12 protein-coding genes and 1 tRNA gene are annotated in these 16963 nt (G+C 28.0%); 8 read left to right on the forward strand and 5 right to left on the reverse strand.

All coding sequences use genetic code 4. The features are described from left to right. The first annotated feature begins 3 nt into the window (after window positions 1-3). From ACWXVQ_RS00095 to ACWXVQ_RS00105, 3 genes are all read left to right on the forward strand, one after another. Window positions 4-708: a YgjP-like metallopeptidase domain-containing protein gene (locus ACWXVQ_RS00095; protein WP_455966066.1), complete on the forward strand. Its 705-nt coding sequence runs from the start codon at window positions 4-6 to the stop codon at window positions 706-708. A 14-nt stretch (window positions 709-722) separates the two neighbouring features. Continuing rightward, complete coding sequence (locus ACWXVQ_RS00100; protein ID WP_456013132.1) at window positions 723-1364, forward strand: hypothetical protein; 642 nt, start codon at window positions 723-725, stop codon at window positions 1362-1364. Window positions 1365-1543: 179 nt separating this feature from the next. Continuing rightward, window positions 1544-2281, forward strand: coding sequence for a hypothetical protein (locus ACWXVQ_RS00105; RefSeq protein ID WP_438340690.1), 738 nt, complete (start codon window positions 1544-1546; stop codon window positions 2279-2281). 58 nt (window positions 2282-2339) lie between these two features. On the opposite strand, the gene thrS is transcribed toward ACWXVQ_RS00105, so the two are convergent. Beyond that, on the reverse strand, window positions 2340-4079 hold the full coding sequence (gene thrS, locus ACWXVQ_RS00110; RefSeq protein WP_455994717.1) for a threonine--tRNA ligase: 1740 nt from the start codon (window positions 4077-4079) through the stop codon (window positions 2340-2342). Continuing rightward, a complete protein-coding gene (trpS, locus tag ACWXVQ_RS00115) occupies window positions 4066-5070 on the reverse strand; it encodes a tryptophan--tRNA ligase (RefSeq protein WP_455994211.1) in 1005 nt (334 codons plus the stop codon). The genes thrS and trpS overlap by 14 nt, the downstream gene beginning before the upstream one ends. Before the next feature lie 253 nt (window positions 5071-5323). On the opposite strand from trpS, the gene ACWXVQ_RS00120 reads away from it, so the two are divergent. The 3 genes from ACWXVQ_RS00120 to ACWXVQ_RS00130 are packed head-to-tail and all read left to right on the forward strand — an operon-like array spanning window position 5324 to window position 10753. Beyond that, window positions 5324-5686 carry a hypothetical protein gene (locus ACWXVQ_RS00120; protein WP_456012103.1) on the forward strand — a complete coding sequence of 121 codons (363 nt, stop codon included), beginning with the start codon at window positions 5324-5326 and terminating at the stop codon, window positions 5684-5686. A 1-nt stretch (window position 5687) separates the two neighbouring features. Continuing rightward, window positions 5688-9611: an AAA domain-containing protein gene (locus tag ACWXVQ_RS00125; protein ID WP_456013134.1), complete on the forward strand. Its 3924-nt coding sequence runs from the start codon at window positions 5688-5690 to the stop codon at window positions 9609-9611. Beyond that, a complete protein-coding gene (locus ACWXVQ_RS00130) occupies window positions 9611-10753 on the forward strand; it encodes a hypothetical protein (RefSeq protein ID WP_456013136.1) in 1143 nt (380 codons plus the stop codon). The genes ACWXVQ_RS00125 and ACWXVQ_RS00130 overlap by 1 nt, the downstream gene beginning before the upstream one ends. A 36-nt stretch (window positions 10754-10789) precedes the next feature. Here ACWXVQ_RS00130 and def read toward each other — a convergent pair whose 3' ends face one another. Continuing rightward, complete coding sequence (gene def / locus ACWXVQ_RS00135) at window positions 10790-11347, reverse strand: peptide deformylase (RefSeq protein WP_438340696.1); 558 nt, start codon at window positions 11345-11347, stop codon at window positions 10790-10792. 102 nt (window positions 11348-11449) lie between these two features. Here def and ACWXVQ_RS00140 point away from each other — a divergent pair, with 102 nt between their 5' ends. Then, on the forward strand, window positions 11450-12703 hold the full coding sequence (locus ACWXVQ_RS00140) for a CNNM domain-containing protein (protein WP_438340697.1): 1254 nt from the start codon (window positions 11450-11452) through the stop codon (window positions 12701-12703). Between the two features lie 42 nt (window positions 12704-12745). Here the strand turns inward: ACWXVQ_RS00140 and ACWXVQ_RS00145 are convergent, their stop codons facing one another. Next, on the reverse strand, window positions 12746-14359 hold the full coding sequence (locus ACWXVQ_RS00145) for an ABC-F family ATP-binding cassette domain-containing protein (RefSeq protein ID WP_444705050.1): 1614 nt from the start codon (window positions 14357-14359) through the stop codon (window positions 12746-12748). A gap of 303 nt (window positions 14360-14662) precedes the next feature. Here ACWXVQ_RS00145 and ACWXVQ_RS00150 point away from each other — a divergent pair. After that, a tRNA-Lys gene (locus ACWXVQ_RS00150) sits at window positions 14663-14738 on the forward strand. 34 nt (window positions 14739-14772) lie between these two features. Here the strand turns inward: ACWXVQ_RS00150 and ACWXVQ_RS00155 are convergent. Next, on the reverse strand, window positions 14773-16935 hold the full coding sequence (locus ACWXVQ_RS00155; protein ID WP_455966059.1) for an ATP-dependent Clp protease ATP-binding subunit: 2163 nt from the start codon (window positions 16933-16935) through the stop codon (window positions 14773-14775). Window positions 16936-16963 lie beyond the last annotated feature (28 nt).

The raw sequence follows: 16963 nt of genomic DNA on the forward strand, positions 1-16963 counted from the left end.
TATATGAAAAGCCCTAATATGACTGTTTATAGAATAATAAATAAAGAAAAATATTTAATAAAACTTTATTATACTTACGATAATTCCTTTTTGCTATTGCAAGAAAATAATTATTATGTTTTGCAAGGTTCAATTATAAAATTATGTTCTAAGGAATGTTGAAGATTTGTGGATGAAACAATATTAAAAATAACTCAAAAAATTAATATTGATAATCAATATTTTCTTGGTGTTGATTATAATAAGAAAACATTTTATTACTTAGGCAAAAAAGTTAATTTTAAAATAAGAGAAAATCTTATCATTTTTGATGATGAAAAATTTGAGTCAATAAAAATCTCTAAAAAAATAACTCCTTTATTAGCTGAAACTTATGTAAATGATCAATTGAATAAAAAACTAATTGTCGTATTTAAATTTTATGCTGATGAAGCATATAAAAAAATTGTTGGTGAAGAATACAATCTAAAATTTATTGTTATGAAAAAAAATACTTCATGAGCTTCAATAAATATAAGGACGCATAGGATAAGCATATGCAATAAATTAATTCATTTTAGTGAAGAAATAATAAGATATGTTGCCTATCATGAGGTCTGCCATATAATTCATCCAAATCACTCAAAAGCATTTCGGGATTTGTTAGAATCATTTATCCCCAATTTTCGTGAACTTGATAAAAAACAAAAAAGACACATTTTAGTCTAAGGAGAAATTTATAAATGGAAAAACAAGCTGTGGTGTTGTTGATTGTTATTTACACAATGTTAGCAATAATATTAATCATTGACTTAATTTTTATTATAAGACATTTCAAAAACAAAAAAAGAAGTGAAATGCAAAATGAAGAAAGTGAAATTAATAAAGTTGATCTAAACACCGAAATTAAGAAAATAAGTAGGTTTATACCTAACACGAAATATATAAAGGAAGGTAAATATAGACCTGAAAAATTTGACTCCTTTATTAGTGATCCCCTAATCATAAATAGCTATGGTCTTTTTGTTATTAAAAATATAAAAGATAATGCTATGCTAGTTGAAGGTGATTATAATAATCGTGAATGGTTTTTGACTACGCCCAAAGCCCAATATTGTATTAATAACTTATTTTGGGATTTGAATAAAAATATTGATAATTTACTTCCTTTACTTCCTAATAATCTTCCAGTGATTGGCATTTTAATATTTGAAGATATCGATAAAATTGATATTAATAATTATCCAGGATATTTAGGCTTCTCTAAACTCAAAGATTTATCAAGTTTTATGAATGATGCAAAGCGCCAATTAAAGCCTATAATAACTCCTGAAAATGTTGAAAAAATTGTTGAATTATTAAATAATAAACGTCTTGAATTTTAGTTTGATGTTCTTATAAGAAGTATTGCTAAAACATTGCTTGTTTATTGAAAATGATTGCTTTTTTAGTATTTAGTATCTTAAAAAAATAAAAATTGTTTATATAAATGAATTAAATTATTTTTTTTGTCTATAATTAAAGCATAATATTATATAAAATATAAAACAATAGAAAGGAAATAATGACCAAAAGTAAACTAGAAAGATATTACATTTCTGAAAAGATTGGTGATGATAAAAAAGTGTCATTTAATTTCAAAAAAGCAAATCAAAAAATTTCAGGTAATTTTACTGAATTTGTTGATGCTGTTTCAGAATTTATTAGAGTTAGTGAAAAATCAAAAAATGATACTCGTGTGTGATTTCATCAAGACGGGGCCTACCGTGGAAGTGTTGATATAAAGAAAGCTCGTAACATAATTGAAAAAATATTAGAAGTTAAAGTTGAAAATGAAAAGGCTATTGAATATATTGAAAAGGAGGATTTGGTGGATAAACCAATGCCAGTTAAAAAGATGAAAACTACCCCTATGATCGATTTAGAAGCAGAAGCATCACAAACAACTTTTTATGTTGAAAATATTGAAACAAGAAAGGCTTCACAAGTTTCGGCTCTTGATGTTAAATCATTTTCAAAATACATAACAATTATTGAAAAGGTTAAACAGTTAGGCAATACATTAGTTGTTTCATTTCATTTAGAAAACGAAGGCAATTCATCAATGACTCATGAATACATTATTACAGGTTTTGCTGAAGAAGCAATGAGCTCATGTTCATCATGCAAAGCAATGCCTCACAATAAAAAACTTGGTTTATGACGTGAAAAAAGAGCTTTCCTTGCTTTATTCACAATATTAACATTATTAATTATTGTTAACATTATTTTAATTGTATTACGTGTAAAGGCTATAATCTAAATTAGATATATAAAAAGTAAAAATTTTTAAAAAAGTTAGGGATACCTAACTTTTTAAATTATTTTAATTCGCGTTTCAGCATTGATAATTTGGTTATAAATTCTTCTTTTGAATATATTTCGGTTTTTTCGCTGCCATATTCTCTTACAGCTAATTTGTTATTTTCAACCTCTTGGCGTCCGATAATAACTATAAATTTAGATTTTTGAATTTGTGCATCGCGAATTTTTTTATTTATTCTTTCGTTTCTTAAGTCAACATTAACATTAAAATCTAAATCCAAAAATTCCTCAAATAGAGATTGACAATAATCATTTAAATCACTTACAATTGGCATTATTGTAACTTGTCTTGGACTTAATCAAAACGGTAGAATACCTTTGGTTTGTTCCAATAATGTAGCGATAAATCTTTCATAAGTTCCAATTAAGCCACGATGAATTAAAACAGGTGTTTCAAATTCTTCATTATCATTAACAAACTTCATGTTAAATCTATGAGGGAGCAAGAAATCAAGTTGAAGTGTTGACATTGTTATTATTCTATTTAACGCAGTTCTAACTTGAAAATCGACCTTTGGACCATAAAAAGCTGCTTCACCTATAAATTCCTTGTATTCAATGTTTAATTCCCTTAATACTTCACGAAGGTCATTTTCGGCTTTGTTTCACATTTGATCATCCTTAAAGAATTTTTCTTCATCATTTGGGTCCCTTAAAGAAAGCGAAACATGGTCTATTTCAATTTTAAAATCTTTGAGTGCCTGTAGAATCATTTTATAAAGGTGTTTAAATTCAGATTTAATTTGGTCTGGTCTAACAAAAATATGTCCTTCGGTTAAATCCATAGATCTAACTCTTTCTAATCCAGAAAGGGCACCTGATTTTTCATAGCGGTACAACCTAGATTGTTCAGAATATCGTATAGGTAAATCACGATATGAACGTCTTGTTGAATTAAATAAGATTATATGATGCGGACAAGTCATAGGGCGTGCCACAAGAGTTTCATTATCCATCAATATAGGGCTAAACATAACGTCTTGATAATGTGATCAGTGGCCACTTATTTCATATAATTTTTTTTCTCCAAAGTGAGGAGTTAAAACCTCGGTGAAACCAAATTTTTTATCTAACTTTAAAACATATCTTTGGATTGAATTGTGAATTTTCATTCCATCTTCGAGTCAAATTGGGAAACCTTGGCCCGACAGTTGGCTAAACATAAAAAGGTTTAGATCCTTGCCTATTTTGCGGTGGTCTCTTTCCCTTCTTTCTTTTAGAATTTCTATGTAATCATCAAGTTCTTGTTTAGTTTCTCACGAAGTACCATAGATTCTTGTTAGCATTTTGTTATTAGAATCACCCTTTCAATAGGCCCCTGCAATTGATAACAATTTAAAATGTTTAATTTCTTTAGTATTTTCGATATGCCCACCAGCACAAAGATCTGTGAATAAAATTTCATTAGTTTTTGGGTGTTTGAATTGAAAGAAGGTTATTTCTTTTTTTTCATTTACGAATTTATCATATAATTCTTGTTTGTAGGGTTGATTCTCAAAAGAGAAAAAGTCTTTTTCGACTTTTTTCATTTCATAACCTTGTTCAGCTAGTTTTTTCATTGTTTTTTCAATTCGAGGTAAGTCTGATTCAAAAATTGGATTTTCAAATTCAAAGTCATAGTAAAAACCCTCCTCGATAGCAGGACCAATTGCCAGTTTTGTATTTGGATACATTTTTAAAATTGCTGCAGCTAATAGATGACTAGTTGAGTGATTTAATTTATTATTTGATTTCATTATTTAAACCTAGGCCTTTCATAAATTTTTTAAGAGTAATAGAAGCGGTTTTTGAAGCCTTTTGTGCTCCCTTTTTTGCTTTTTTTTCGATATCTTTTATTACTTCATTGTATTTTGTTTGAATTTTAGTTAAAAAATCTTTAACTAAGGTGCCCACTTCTTGCTTTAATTCACCATAATTTTTTTCTTTGAAATGTTGTTCAGCTTCCCTTAAGTCTATATCTTTAAGTGAAGAATAAATTGATAATAAATTTTTAATGCCCGGCTTATCGTCTGAGATGTAAATTTTTCCTTCAGAATCAGTAACTGCTTTCATTATTTTTTTATATCCTAATTCAGGATCGTCCAATAAATAAATTGCTGATTTTTCATTTGCATCTGATTTTGACATTTTTTTAGTTGGGTCAACTAGTGACATAATTTTTGCCCCAACTTCCGGTATATATGGCTCAGGAACCTTGAATTTAATATTGAATTTATTATTTAGTCTTTGAGCTATATTTCTTGTTAATTCAACATGCTGCTTCTGATCAATTCCGACAGGCACTAAATCAGCATCATATAAGAGAATATCAGCAACCATCAATGTTGGATACATTAAAAGTCCTGTCGGAATTGTTTCCATACCATTTGAACTTTTTACTTTTTGAGATTTATCTTTAAATTGAGTCATTCTGGATAATTCACCAATAGTTGTATTTGTTAAAATTAACCAGTTCATTAAACCGTGTTCCATAACATCTGATTGAAAAAAAAGGGTCGATTTTTCAGGATCAATTCCACAGGCAATAAATAAAGCGTATATATTTTTACGATTTTCTTCAAGGATATGTGGTTCAATAGGGAGGGTTAGAGCATGGAGATCAGCGATAAATATATAGCTATCATAATTTTCTTGCAATTTAACCATATTTTTTATTGCTCCAATATAGTTTGCTATGGTTAATTTTCCTGTAGCCGTAATTCCACTTAAAACTCTTTTTTTGTCCATTTTGTGCCTTCTTTTTTTAATAAATTCTTGTATAAATTTTATAACTTTTTTAAAAATATCATATTAAATAATTTATTATTTAATAATCCAACATTATAACTTTTTTATGCTTAAATTAAGTTGAAAAAATAATTAATAAATTTTATTTGATATCTTTGTTGAAAATTACTATTAATTAAATGTTTTTTTGATATTAATTTTAAATTAAAATATAATTTAAAAGTAGAAATTTTTAAGTGAAAAAGGTGTTAATATGAACCCAAAAAACAAATTTTTATATATCTTTTTAATCATAGTTACTTTTGGATTTATTTTAATTTATTGAAAGAAAAGATTTAGACAAACCAAACCCAAGAATTATCTCTCAAAGGAAACTAAATTAAGTTTTAATTTTGATGTATTTGTTTCGCTATTAGGTGGAAAAGAAAATATTAAATCGGTATCAGCTACACAAAAAATTTTAAAAATTAATTTTCTTGATAAGACCAAGATTGCTATACCGCAATTAAAAAATCTTGATGGTATAACCGGAGTTGCAATTCAAAGTAAAACTATTTCTTTTGTAGTTGGTAATGTAGCCAAACACATAGAGCACTTAATTAATGAGGTAAATTAAAATGAATAACAATACCAAATATCAAATGTTAATGGCTAATCTGCTAAATATTGATACCTTTGATTCTTCATTGTACAGTTCAATTGATAACGAAAAATATTTTGATGTGTTAAAAAATTTCGGTGAAGAAACTTTTGATCATATATACAATAATTTTAATATAAATTGCACGATTTCTGATATTGCAAATCGGATGATTGCAACAAAGGTTTATGAAGCTAAAAATAAGAATGAAGTAATTGCTATTTTTGAAGACTATAATAAACGAATTCCAGAAAATTTATTTAAGATGCTTGGTACAAATTTCGAAAAAGCAAAAGCCATTATTGTTGCTAGTCAGGAAACAGAGTTTCAAAAATCAGTTGTTAAGTGAAAGAAAATTTTAAATAAAGCACAAAATATCAATATTGAAACCAATATTTGGCCTTTGCATATAGGCTTTTTCTATATATCAATAAAAACAGAAAATAAAACAATTTATGCTCCATTATTTTTTAAAGAGATATTAGTTGAAGTTAAAAATTCATTAGTCACCTTAAGTTCTAGTTCTGACATAAGAGTCAATAGCAAGCTAGTCACGTTCTTGAATCAAGAAGGCTTTTCGCTCAATGTTGACTCATTTGATTTTAATAACCTATCAATTCGTGAAGTATTTGAAAGTTTTAAAAATGCTTGAAAACCACTCTTCAATATGCCCTTAACTTTGAAAGAAGGTATTAAAAATTTAACAATTGAAAATATTGAAAATAGCTCAATAGAATTTTATCCCGGAATAGTTCTTGGTTTTTATAATGTTTCGTCAGGATATTTGTGAAATCAAATGAAAAAAATTATTGAAAATGATGAGTTCGATGAGATTTTAAATCCAAATTTTAATAAGAATTTATATCGTGAAAAGGTTAATAGAGTAATTTTTGATAACAAATTTAAGCTTTTTAAAATTCAAGAAACTAATTTTTCTCAGGATGTTGCAACAATCTCGTCACTATATCAGGATACAATTATTTGAGGTCCTCCTGGGACAGGGAAATCACAAACTATTTCTAATTTAATAACTAATATTATGACAAGAGGCTACACCGCCTTAGTTGTAAGCCAAAAGAAAGCGGCATTAGACGTTTTACGTAGCAGGCTAAAAAAGCTTTCTATTTTTTGCTTATTTGCATTAAATGATAAAAATCTGAGACCTGAGAATTTTTACAAGCCATTGCGTGAATTTATTCATTTGTTAGAAAATTATGAAAATTCAAATGCCGAAGAAGGTCTTAGTGTTTTTAGTGATGAAGATGAAAGTTATGTTGATAATGTAAATTTAATTAAGCAAACTAAAAATATAGATAATATCATTAATTTTTATAGCGCGGTAATGAATGGTAATTTTAGTGTACAAACATATGAAAACCTTAAAAAAATGAATCATAATCTTAAATATAATCAATGTTGCGAATTTAGTGATAAGAAGTTGATTATAAAAAGACTATATGAAAAAAATTTTAATAAGAAATGCACTATTTTTAGTATTATTCCTAAAATAATTAAAAACATGGCGGAAATAATATCGAATGATCAAAGTTTAATGACTATTGATATTGATGAGGCGCTTAAATATGTAAATCTTGTTTCATTTGAAGAAATTACTAACTTTGAAAAACAATATAAAAAAATTCTCAACAAAAAAACCAATTATTTAAATGATGATAAAAATATTGTTAAGATGCTTCTTGAAAAAACATTTGATCGGATGACCAATTTTAGTGATGAGCAAAAAATGCAATATACTTCTTTTGCTATGGCTATAAGAACTGGCCATTTAAAGCCTTACAAGTTTTTTCACAAACATAAGGAGATGATTAAGATATTATTTCCAATAATTATCACTACTCCTGAACTTGATTTGTCGATGTGATCTAAACAGGAATTTGATTTTGCTATTCTTGATGAATCATCGCAAATGTTTATTGAAAAGGGCATTCCAATTTTATATTTAGCAAAGCGAAAAATTCTTGCCGGTGATAGCCAACAAATGCAACCCACAAGATGATTCTCTGCGACATATAGTTTTGATGAAGAAGATGACTTTGGCAATATTGAATCGTTGCTAGATTATGCTAGGGCAAGAGGTGTTTATTCGCTGCTATTAGATAAAAATTACCGTTCTAAAAAGGCGACATTAATGACTTTTTCATCAAAGCATTTTTATGAATCAAAACTTGATGTTATTGATAACTATGAACTATCAGTTTCTAATGAAAAAGCAATTGAGGTTTTTCAAGTTGATGGAACTTGGGATAATAGCATGAATGTTGCTGAGGGTGAAAAGGTTATTGAATTATGCAAGCAAAATCTTGAAAAATATAACAAAATAATCATTTTAGTTTTTAATGTTAAACAACAAGAATATCTATTTAATAGAATATTCGGAAATGATCCAGAATTAGAAGATGCTCTAAATAGTGAAAAAGTTGTTTTGAAAAATATTGAAAATATCCAAGGCGATGAAGCTGATTTGGTTATTATGTCAGTTGTGTATGATAAAAATACTGCTTTATATAACACATACGTTGCAAGAAAAGGCGGGAAAAATGCTCTTAATGTGGCAATATCACGCGCTAAAGAAAAGGTCTTTGTTGTTAAATCGATTTATGCCGATGATATTGAAATTACAGATCGATCAACAGCTGACATGATAGTATTTAAGGAATGATTAAAATTTCTTGACTTATCAATTGATGAGCAAAAAAATTATTTAGATGAGGTTGAAGATTTTTTGGCTACTAAAATTATTTCATTGCCCGAAGATATTAAATTTAAGGTTGATGTACTAGATGAACTTCGCAATTTTATTGATGACAAAAACCTTCAATTTGAAACAGATTACTCTGTTGGAACTAAAACCATCGATATTGTTTTAATTAATAAGCTTAACAACAAGCTTATTCAAGGATTTATTTTAGATAATTTTTTATATAAGAATGATTATCGTAAATATCTTATTTTTAGAGACAATATTAAGTTTCTTGAATCTAAGGAATATCCAATTATTACTATTTCTGAAATTGAATGGCCAATTATTAAAAATAAGATATTTGCATATTTAGAAGCATTGATATCACAACAACAAGTAGAAAATCAAGCTATTATAGAATTACAAAAAAATAATATGTATGAATTAAAAGAATATAAAGAAGTTAATTTTATTCCTCAATCTGGAGAAGAAGATATGAATATAGAAACTAAACTAAAAGATAATAATATTGTTAGCTTGAAAGAAAACAATATAAAAACAGGTGATGAAACAGCAAAAAACAATGATCATATTGATGACGTCGATGATTTTTATGTCGCAGAAATGGATAATCATAATCAAATAGCGGTTGAAATTGATGAATTCGAAGAACAAAATAATTATTTGGAAATTCATCTAGATGAGACAGATGATATTGATTCTCTTACTGATGATTTTAAGGTAGAGCAATTTAAGCAAGATGATTTGGAAGTTGCTCAGGATAATGAAGATTATTCTTCCGATGTTATTATGAATTTAAATGAAAATACACATGAAGAATTCGAAGATAGTGAAGTTTCATTAAATAATTTATCATCTGATTTTTCGGAAGATGATACCTATATAATTGATCAAGAAAATGATGAAACTATCTCAAAAACTGAAATTAATGATTTTAAAATAAATTCCAACAAGATAAACAATGAGACGGATGAGTTTAATAATATTGAATTATTAGGATTATCTAGTGTTGAAGAAAATGATTTTGAATTTGAAGAATTAAAAGAAACTAATGTTAGAGCAGATCAGGAAAAACAGGTTGATTTTAAAAAGATAGAGAATACACCGGATAATATAATTGATGAGTTTGGTTTAGTTGATACTGATGAAAAAACAACGGAATTTGAATTTGGGGATTAATGAAAAAAGATAACAAAGATTTGGAATTTGATTGGGTTGATTCGATTGACAAGGATGTTAGCTTTGAAGACCAATTAAAACATAAAAAAGTTGCTCAACGTCTAACGAAAGCAAAGAGGATAAGAAAAATATTATTTTGATCACTTTCAGGTGGTTTGCTTTCTTCTGTTATTATTGCAACAGTTAGTATACAACTTACAAAACCTAAAAAAGCACTTATTTATTGGTTTAATAGTGTTAAAAAATACTCATTTAATTCAAATAATAATAAAAACAAAGATGTTAATATAAAAATAAACAACGATATAAAAATTGATGGCACTCCAGAAAGTGTCATGGCTAAAATTATTAATAATAGTGATTCCGATAATATTAGTCTTTTGTTTAAAAAAAATGTTCAAAAAGAAATAAGTGAATATGCAATTTTTGAAAATAAAAATTCTAATGTTAAATGGAAAATTGAATTTGAAAATTTTGTAATTGATACATTATCTAAAAATACATTGTTTGTTGATCTTGTTTTTAAACATCAAGAAGGGACAAATACTGAATTTGTTATTAGAAATTTTCCTATTTATACAACATTAAAAACAAAACAATTCAATGAAGAAACAATAAAGAAAAAACAAGACCAATTTGATAGTAAATTTATTGAATCAATTAGGAATAAGGTCGCTTATAAGTTGCTTTTACCTATTGATGTAAAAGATAAATTTTCTAATGAAAAAATTAATAGATATAAAGCGGAATTTAGAAAATTTATACAAGACTTTAATGATAAATTTTCTTCTATTAAAAATGACTCATCAAAATTAATTGATTATTCTTGAGCTTTTGGCGAACCACATAAGATAAATAACGGCATTGAACAAATGACGGTTGTATCTAACTTTGTAACAGAAACTAATAATTTTTATTCCCCTATTTTATTTACATCTCCAATAAAAATTGAGGGTTTTGATAATGAAGATTGAAAAACATCAACACGAATAAAATTTAAGGGTAGAATTATTACCTTATCTACAAATAAAGAGAAACTAGGTAGATACCATTCTCAATATGGCATTTATATCGAACCTAACTATGGCAATAACCAAAAGGAAATAGAGTTTGATGTTCCATTATTTTTTGAAAAAGGTTAATAAGAAAAATAGGTTATTATCTAACCTATTTTTCTATTACAAAACTTGCAAATCTTTATCTTTTGCTCATGGACTCTTTTTATTTATTCTATCTATAAATAATCCACCTTGTAAATGGTCAAATTCATGCTGAAATACGATTGCGCTATAGCCACTTGCTTCAAATCTTTTGTATTTCTTTTCCATATATGAATATCCATCAAAAATAACTCTTGCATATCTAGGGACTAAGCCTTCCTGATTTGGTCAATCTTCGCTAACACTTAGGCATCCTTCACCTTCTGATAAGGCAATTTTATGCTCTGAGTGACCAATAAGTTTTGGGTTTATTATGGCATCATTAAAAATCACATTGTTATTATTATCAACTATCAGAATATAAAATATGTTTTTTGGTATTCCATATTGAATAGCTGCGACACCGACAGCTGGTCTAAATTTTGTATTTTGTTTTTGACTATCGCTGACATGAAAAATCATTTTTTCAATCAAATCAATATTTTCTTGTGATAAGGGAATTTCTACATCTTTTGATTTTTCTCGTAATATTTTTTTAGGTAATTGCACTATACTAACATCTTCAAATTTAAACATAATATAACATTATAAAATATTTAAATATAAATAATAATTATTTTTGCTATTATATAATACTAATTATAGTTATATTTTAAATTTTTGTATGGAGACATTTAGATGGACCTCGAACCTTGACATTACGCTTTATTAATAATTTTACTAGCCATATTGCTCGTTTGTTCTGGAATTTTTTCCGCAACTGAAACAGCATATACTTCTTTAACCAAGGCCAAAATCGAGACAATGATTGAAAAGAATCAAAAAAGATATAAAATAATTCTAAAACAGCACAATTTCTTTAATAGAACACTTGGAACCATTCTGATTGCTAATAATCTGGTAAATATTGGTTCTTCAACATTATTAGTTTATCTTTTAACACAAGCCTTTGGAGCTCCTAAGGCAGGCTTGGCATCAATTATTTCAACAATTGTAATGACACCAATTATTGTTTTATTTGCTGAAATATTGCCAAAATTGGTTGCAAAGCGCTATCCAGAAAAAACCGTTAAATCATTTTATTGGTTTATTGAAATGTTATATTGAATATTTATTCCCATAACATATCCTATTTCTAAAATTGGAAAGAAGATTTATATTACCAATACTGAGGAAGATGTTAAAAACTTATTAAATATTGCACATGATGAGGGTGTTTTGGAATTTAAAGAATCTGCAATGGCCCAAAATGTCTTAGATCTTGATTCAACTAAGGTTTCACAGCATTATATTAAAATGAAAAATGTGGATTTTATCAGTTCTAAGGCTACTATGCAAGAAGCACTAAAAATGTTTAGAGAAACTAATTATTCACGAATACCAGTTGAAAAAGATGGTAATTTAATTGGCATATTGTTGCTTAAGGATATATTTTTTCTTAAAAAAGGAAATATTTTAAATTATATTAAAACTGTTCCTAAAGTTTCTGCTAACTCAATCTTATCATCAGCACTTGAAAAGTTGAGACAATCGCGCGCACAAATGGCCTTCGTTACCGAAACTAACAGTGATGATAAACCAATAGGTATTATTACTATCGAGGATATTCTTGAAGAAGTTGTTGGCGAAATATATGATGAATATGACAATGATGAACAAATCTACGAAATTAGTCTTGAAAGATGCGAAGCTAAGGGTTCTGTCTTAATGAAGGTTCTATGAAAACAATTGGAGCTTTATGAATATCTCGATTATCAATTAACCGATAAGGAAAAGAATCAAACACTTTCAAGTTGGATTGAGTCAAAAAAAGGTCATTCATTAAGAAAAAATACCAAATTTGAACTTGAAGACAAAATAACATTTTTGGTTTTAGAAAAGAAGTCAAGAGAAAAAAAATATGACTATTTTGAGATAGATTGAAGCAATTAGCTAAATTTAAAAATCCGGAAACTAATTTCCGGATTTTATTAATTAATATCCCATAGCTTCTTCATATTCATCGAGATTTCCATAAAATAAGAAACTTGATTTTGGTTTTATTTCAAGAATAACATTCGCGCATTCTTTAATCATAGCACGATTATAGGTTGTAAAAATGCATGAGCTCTTATATGATTTAACGCCTTCAATTAAGCTATCAATTGACTCCGAATCTAAGTGATCAAGAGGTTGATCAAAAATTAAAAAGTTGCTTTCTTCTAGCATCAATTTAGACATCATTAACCTAACCTTTTCTCCCCCGCTTGTTACTTGGACGTTTTTAAAAACACTATCATTAGAAAATAACATTCTTCCCAGAAATGCCCTCATTCTAGCATCACTGTTATCTTTTGTTTCTTGTGTAGTGTTATTTAATGGCCATTTACTTAATCAATCAATAATGCTTTCTGATTCATTAAAATATTCTTGATTATTTGAGGGAAAATAGTTAGGAGAAATAGTTATACCTCATTCAACAGTCCCGGAGGTTGGCTTTCTTCTATTCATTAATATTTCAAGGAATCTGGTTTTAGCAATATCATCATTACCTACGATAACCATTTTATCACCAGGTTTTAAGGAAAAAGTTACATTTTCAAATAGTGTGTCTCCATTTTCATTTTTATATGTTAAATTATGAACATTTAAAATTTGTTTTCCGGGCAATCTATTTAGTTCAAATTTAATATATGGATACTTTCTTGATGAAGGTTTTAGTTCATCAATTACAATTTTTTCTAATAATTTTTTCCGGCTTGTTGCTTGTTTGGATTTTGAAGCATTGGCAGAAAATCTGGCAATGAATTCACGCAACTTTTGTGCTTGCTCTTCTTTTTTTAGATTGGTTTTTTGTTGCATTTCAACTAATAATTGACTCGATTGCTTTCAAAATGAATAATTACCAACAAATAACTTCGCTTCTGAATAGTCGATATCAATGATATGGGTACATATTGCATCTAAAAAGTCGCTATCATGACTAACAACAATGACAATATTTGGATAATCCATTAAGAAGTTTTCTAATCACTTTATAGTCTTTAAATCTAATCTATTAGTTGGTTCGTCCATGATCAAGATGTCTGGATTTCCAAATAGGGCTTTTGCTAATAAAACTTTAACTTTCTCGTTTGCTTTAAGATTAGACATTTGCATATTTCATTTTTCAGGTTCAATACCTAAATTTGAAAGAAGAGTTTGGGCATCATTTTCAGCGTTTCATCCGCCCATTTCTCCAAAAAGTTGTTCTAAGTGGCTTGCCTTTTCATAATCTTCCATTGTAGCCTCAGGGTTTTCATAAATTTTATTCTTTTCAATATTTATTTGATAAAGTTCCTTATTGCCCATGATTACAACATCGGTAACATTAAAATCATTAAATTCATCCTGGTTTTGGCTCAAAACACTCATACGAGCATTTTTTTCTTTAATAATTTGACCCTCAGTTGCCTCGATCTCGCCACTTAAAATTTTTAGAAAAGTAGATTTTCCTACACCATTAGCCCCAATTATTCCATACACATTTCCAGGCAAGAATTTCAGATTGATATTGGTAAATAATTTTTTATCTGGAAAGATTTTGCTTATCCCACAAACATCTAGCATAGTAAACTCCTTAAAATATATCAGTATATAACTAAAAAATTTTACTAAATTTTGTAGGTTTTTATATTATATTGAAGGCTCGGATTATATAAACATGATTTATATTGCTTTTTATATTAAAACTTAATCTTTTAATAGACTTTTTTAATTATTTCATAGTATTTTATGTCTTGCGAAATATTAATAAAATTGGTTTAATTTATTGCATTCCTGAAAAGTCTTACATTTATTTGCAATAAATAATTATTTTTTTTAATATCATCAAAGATATTTGTTTATAATTTATTAGGTATTATTTTAAATGCATCCTTAGCTCAGCAGGTAGAGCAAGGGACTCTTAATCCCTGGGTCGTGGGTTCGATCCCCACAGGATGTACCATATAAAAATACAAGGCTAATTGCCTTGTATTTTTTTAATTACCTTCATGATCTATTTCTATTTTAATTTCATTGTTTACAATTGATAGATAAATAATCGAATCTTCTTCTATTGAGTTGCGTAATATAAAATCTGCAAGTTTATTTTCGATATTGTTTTGAATAAATCTTCTAATAACTCTAGCACCAAAAGCTGTGTTATATGACTTATCTGCAATATACTCGATAACTCCTTGATCGTATTGCAACTCAGATTTAATATTTATCGAGATACGGTTGGCTAGTTTTTTTAATTCTAAATCAACAATTTCTTTTGTGACTGAGTTACTCAATTTATTGAATGGAACAATTTCATCAATACGGTTAATAAATTCCGGCTTAAACTTAGTTAACAAGATTTTTATAATTTCATCCTTGCTAGGCATTTTTGTCATAATTTGTTCTGACCCAATGTTTGAGGTCATTATAATTATTGTGTTTCGAAAATTTATTTTTCGACCTTTATTGTCGCTTAGTATCCCGTCATCCAATATTTGCAAAAGAATATTTAGAACATCAGCATGAGCTTTTTCAATTTCATCAAATAAAACTATTGAATAAGGGTTTTGTCTTACCTTTTCTGTTAATTGACCACCATTATCATCATATCCAATATATCCTGGGGGTGAACCGATTAGTTTTGATATGCTATGTTTTTCCATATATTCAGACATATCTAAACGAATAATATTGTTTTCATTGTCAAATAGATTGAATGCTAATGCTTTAGCAAGTTCTGTCTTTCCTACACCTGTTGGCCCTAGAAATAGAAATGAACCAATAGGTCGATTAGGATCATTAATATTAGCTTTAGCTCTTTTGATAGCTTCGGAAACTAGGTTGATAGCATTTATTTGCCCCTTAACCCTTAATGCAAGATTTTCACTTAATTTAAGAAGTTTATTTTTTTGCTTTTCAAGCAATTTTGTTACCGGTATTTTAGTTCATTTGCTTACAACCTCAGCAATTTCTTCCTCATCAATTGTTTCTCTTATTAAACGATTTGGCAAATTGGTTAGTTTGTTTTCAACTTCTTTTTTTGAATCTTCAAGTTCTGGTAATAAAACATACATAACTTTTGAAGCTTCAAGGTATTTGCCTTCATTTTGTAATGTGTTTAGCTGTCTTTTTAAATCTTCAATATTGTCTTTTAGTGAGGATAGTTTAGCAATTAAATTTTTTTCTTCTTCTCATTGGCTAGACAGCTTTTTATGCTCTGCCTTGATTTTTGTTAGATGTTCATTTATTTGTTTTATGCGGTCATTATTGTTGTTATTTTCTTTACCAACAGAGTTTTTTATTGCTGCCTTTTCGATCTCCAGTTTAGTTATTTCATAATTTAGTTTTTCAATTGGCTCGGGAATATATTTCATTTCTGTTTTAATAGATGCTGAGGCTTCATCTACTAGGTCTATTGCCTTATCAGGTAGAAAACGATCTTGGATATATCTGGCCGATAGGTTTGCTGCGGCTACTAGGGCCTCATCCTTGATTTTTACCTCATGAAAAGTTTCAAGTCGTTCTTTGATTCCTCTTAAAATGGTAATGGTGTCCTCAATAGTTGGTTCATTAATAAAAATCTTTTGCATTCTTCTCTCGAGAGCAGAATCTTTTTCAATGTGTTTTCTGTATTCGTCGAGAGTGGTAGCGCCAATTAGGTGTAATTGTCCTCTTGCCATCATTGGTTTTAACATGTTACCTATATCCATACTACTATCGCCTGTTCCACCAGCTCCGACGATCATATGAATTTCATCAATAAAAAGAATAATTTCGCCATTAGAATCTTTAATTCTTTTTAAAATAGCTTCAATTCTTTCCTCAAATTGACCTCGAAATTGTGTTCCTGCAACAATAGATGAAATGTTAAGCTCGTATACTTTTTTATTTTTTAAATTTTCAGGCACTTGGTTATCAATGATTTTTTTAGCTAATCCTTCAACAATTGCTGTTTTTCCAACGCCTGGTTCCCCAATTAAAACTGGGTTATTTTTTGTTTTGCGAGATAAGATTCTTACTAATGATCTTATTTCTTCGTCGCGATTTATAACTGGTTCTAGTTTTCCTTCCAAAGCCAGTTCAGTAAGATTGCGGCCATATTTTAATAATGGGTCTTTATCTTCTTTGTTATCCTCTGCAGGTGTTCATGATGCATGCATATTTCGACCTCCTTAATTTAAATATATA

Source organism: Mycoplasma sp. 527 (assembly GCF_053851595.1).